Annotated in this window: 3 protein-coding genes; 2 read left to right on the top strand and 1 reads right to left on the bottom strand. The window is 58.6% G+C overall.

Annotated features, from left to right (window positions below; all coding sequences use genetic code 11):
• Positions 1-2 precede the first annotated feature (2 nt).
• Positions 3-641, top strand: a complete 639-nt coding sequence (gene tmk / locus ABX749_RS25055; RefSeq protein WP_372898401.1) for a dTMP kinase — start codon at positions 3-5, stop codon at positions 639-641.
• On the opposite strand, the gene ABX749_RS25060 is transcribed toward tmk, so the two are convergent.
• Complete coding sequence (locus tag ABX749_RS25060; RefSeq protein ID WP_372898403.1) at positions 620-2,770, bottom strand: hypothetical protein; 2,151 nt, start codon at positions 2,768-2,770, stop codon at positions 620-622. The genes tmk and ABX749_RS25060 overlap by 22 nt on opposite strands.
• Before the next feature lie 228 nt (positions 2,771-2,998).
• Between ABX749_RS25060 and ABX749_RS25065 the strand changes: the two genes are divergently transcribed.
• Complete coding sequence (locus ABX749_RS25065; protein ID WP_372898404.1) at positions 2,999-3,655, top strand: hypothetical protein; 657 nt, start codon at positions 2,999-3,001, stop codon at positions 3,653-3,655.
• The last annotated feature ends 235 nt before the right edge of the window (positions 3,656-3,890 follow it).

The following is a 3,890-nucleotide window of genomic DNA, read 5'->3' on the forward strand; positions in this document are numbered from 1 at the left end:
CAATGCCCCCCAAAACAGGTCATTTCATCGCCATCGACGGGATCGACGGCGTCGGTAAATCCACGCAAATCCATGGGCTGGAGCGTCTCCTGGGTGAACTCGGCATGGAGTTCCTTACGACACGCGACCCTGGAAGTTCGGAAATCGGTCAACGCTTACGATCACTGTTGCTGGAAAGCCAGCTGACCATGCATCGACGAACCGAGGCGATGCTGTTTATGGCCAGCCGCTGTGAAATGGTTGAAACGACCATTCGACCGACGCTCGCCGCCGGAAAAAGCGTGATTAGCGATCGTTTTTTGTTGGCCAACGTGGTCTACCAAAGTGTCAGCGATGGCCCGACGGGGGTATCCCCGGACTTGCTCTGGCAAATGGGAGAATTGGCCAACGGGGGGGTTCGCCCCGATTTGACGCTGTTGCTGGACATGCCGGCTGAACAAGCGTTGCGTCGGATCGAAGGGCCCACCGACCGCATGGAATCTCGTGGGGCGGAATACATGGAGTCGGTCCGCCAATCGTTTCTGACCGAGCTGCCCCGAGCGAGTCCATTCACTGCCGTGATCGACGCCGCGCGATCGCCTGAGGAAGTGCAGGCGGAGATTCGAAAAGCGGTGGAGAACTATTTGAGCGCGTCGACCTGATCGATCAGCGTTTTGCCACGGACTTTCGTTTCGCCGAAAAACGCGATCGAACGAAACCTCAAGGGGCCACCACCGAGAGCCTTGGTTTCCACTGTCACCGTGCCCTCGTCGCCCTGCACGTTCGCGACGCTTTGACCGAGATGATGGAGTTCGATTCGGTCGGCACCGGGACATTGCAGGCTGACTTCGATCGCTGTCGCGTTGCTGCCGTCATTACCGAACCCGTCGGCCTGTTGGCGTGCTTTGGTGACGGTAGCCGTCGGCGCGGGGTGATCGCCTTGAACGTCGACTTGCGACACAAACGTGACGCGAGGTTCGGTACGATCGAGCCCGGTTAGTGTTGCACGGACGTCGTAGATTCCGGACGTGCCTTCGGGCCAGTTGATGTCAACGGTTTGGACATCCACCGCCCCGGTCAGCGGAACGACTTGAAACATCCGATCATCAATGGACAGTTCCAACGAAGCGGGACGCGACTTGGGGACTTTTAATCGCAGCGAACGACGTGAGATTTTCATGCGCCTTCTGCCGTCGGTGACGAAGCGTGCTTCCACCAGTTCATCGGGCGCTTTTGCGAACGGTTGCGCGAGCGGATCGCCCACGATCAGCAATTGATAGGGTGACGCAACGGATTGATAAAAGGACTCGATCGCCGAAAGTCCCCGGGCGTAGTACCCATAAAGCATCGGTGTGGGAAACTTGTACTGCAGCGAAAAGGGCTCGGCGACCGCACCGCTCGACATCGCGGCGCCGGCACTGAGGAACGCCGTCAACTTGGTTTGGGATCCGATGTCGAATGCCCCGCCGTAACTGGTCAAGTTCTCGGCAATCGACCCCCGCACCAGGATCCATGGCTTTCCCATCACATCGGCCGTCGAGGTGCCGAGCATCAGACCAACGATCGCTCCTTCTTTGAAGGGAACGACGGCATTGAACACTTCGGTTTCGAATCCGTTTTCTTGCAGATAGACGATCGTATCGGCGACGCCCGGAAACCTGGTTTTTGATCGAACGTCTCCGGTCGTGCTGAACGCAAAGCGACCTCGGGGAAACGTTCGATCGCCCTTGCCGGCGCGCAACAGAATCCGAACGGCATCGCTGAGGGTGGAACCATTTGGATGCACGACGGCCAACGAACACGCGCACAAATAGGGGATCCCACCGTCTTTGATTTCCACCGGGCTGCCGGTCAACGTCCACCCCACGCTGGACGAAAACGCTTGCGGCCCCTGCCAAGCGATCGGACTGTCATCAAGATACGGCAGCGCTTTTTGAATCAGTGGGTCGTCGAGATGTTTTTCCAGTGCAGGCGTCTCGGTCAGATAACTGGATGATCGCCAGCCGGCTTTGAGTGCCGCACGAATCATCTCGACCGCCGGTTCCGCTTGCCCATCGAGTGAATACGCCTCGGCCGCACGAAGCGCCAGCGCCGGCATCGTGTTCGGGTGCCCCTCGTGCAGCTTCCTCCAAATAACTGCCGATTCGGCGTACTTTTCTTCCTTGAGCAGTTTCATGGCTGCTTCAAACTCAGACTTTTTTTCTCCCGCAAACGGGTTCAGAAAGTGCCGCTCGAATTTGCCCCGCGCATACAGGTTGGACGCAAAACTCAGGTATCCGGGATCGTCGGCCAAGACATAGCGATAGAAATAGGTCAGGCCCGTGATCGAAGCGACCGGCAACTGGTACTTTTTCGCCGTCGGATCGGTGAGCTTGTCGCAATGCGACGAGATCTTGACGGCGGTCGGAAAGCCCGCCGAATAGGCGATCACACGGGCGACGGGCGAGATCCCCCGCGCATCAATCTCCGCCAACAGCGGTTTGAGAATCTGATCGCGAAACGCCTCCAATTCGACATGAAGGCCGCTCGGGACGTCGCTCAGCACGACCACGTTCTTCGTCGGGATCTTGCGTGCATCGATGTAATAGTTGGCGACGGTCCGCGAGACCATCGAATCACCGTTGACCACCACCACCACATTTTCGCTACTCATCCCCGCCTGAACCGCTTCGACAAACCCCAGCACCGCCAGGGACAAGATCGATGCGATCGCGATGTGGCGAAACGATGTTCGTGGGACGAACCCCGGGGGGAAAGCGACCGGCCGGCGGGGGATCAGGGTTGAAGTCATGCGTAGCTGTTTCCAATCCGCGTCGGTCGGGTCATGGCTGGGTTCATTGACATTGTGATTGGGACGAAAGATCAACGCGATCACAACGGGGGCAACGGTGCAAAAATCGGGACGGGTCGGGAAAGTGTTCGATCCCGGTTCGGTTTCTAACTATTCTACTGGGTGAACACTCCCGTGATTCTCCCGTCGCACCGGGCGATCCCACACGCTCTTCTCGGACCACGACTGATGCCCAAGTCCACCGCGATTGCCCGACTACTGATTGCCGTTTCGACCGCGTTGTTGTTGTCGGTCGCCCCGGCGAAGGCCGATTTTGAAATCTCCGTCGGCAGCGGAACGGTCGATCCGGGCGGCAACCTGTTGTTGGATATTGGGATCGCCAGCGACGCACCGCCGCAGAATTTGGCTGAATTTGAGTTGATTCTGCAGATCACACCGCTGAGCGCCGCTCCGGGCAGTTCATTGGTTTTCGTCGATCCACAATCGGAAACGTTTCTTCAGAACGCCGACTACATCTTTGTGGGCAACAGTGATTCCGTCATCAACGGATTCGATGCGACGCTTGTCTCATCGCCCGTCGAAATCACTGTCAGTGACGGCACCGCGGATTTTTCGAACACGTCGGTCACCGGCGGACACCTGCTGGCGAGCGTTGACCTTGCACATCTTCTCGGCGGGTCATCGGCGGCGGCAACTGCGGGTGACCAATATGGCGTGAGCGTCCGACCGGAATCATTCTTCGCTCAAGCCTCCGGTGACGAGATCGATTTCAGCTTCACCCCGGGCGTCGTGACGGTGGGTGCGGTCGCCATTCCGGAACCCGCTGCGGCAACGATGCTGATGCTCGCCACCTGCGGCGTGATCCTGCAGCGTCGTCGTCGGTAGCACTGACAGCGGTCGTGCTTACTGCCGCAGCTCCCCTTTTCATTCGCCTGCCAGACCTGCCGGGTGTTGACGTCCCTCGCCGTCAACCAACAGCCGCCATAGCAATAGGTGTCCACGCAAATCAGGTGGCCCGAGTCGAGAATCTCTCCGTCTCGATTGGCGGTGTGTCCGACCACCGCGGTCTTGCCGCTTTGATGTTGGGGCGGAATGCCATTGGTCAGCGAATACCAACGCA

The organism is Stieleria sp. (assembly GCF_041595215.1).
GTDB classification, from domain to species: domain Bacteria; phylum Planctomycetota; class Planctomycetia; order Pirellulales; family Pirellulaceae; genus Stieleria; species Stieleria magnilauensis.

Excerpts from the sequence above, each read along its gene's own strand:
- ABX749_RS25065 (WP_372898404.1), top strand. The coding sequence starts at position 2,999 with ATGCCCAAGTCCACCGCGATTGCCCGACTACTGATTGCCGTTTCGACC.
- tmk (WP_372898401.1), top strand. The coding sequence starts at position 3 with ATGCCCCCCAAAACAGGTCATTTCATCGCCATCGACGGGATCGACGGC.
- ABX749_RS25060 (WP_372898403.1), bottom strand. The coding sequence starts at position 2,770 with ATGACTTCAACCCTGATCCCCCGCCGGCCGGTCGCTTTCCCCCCGGGG.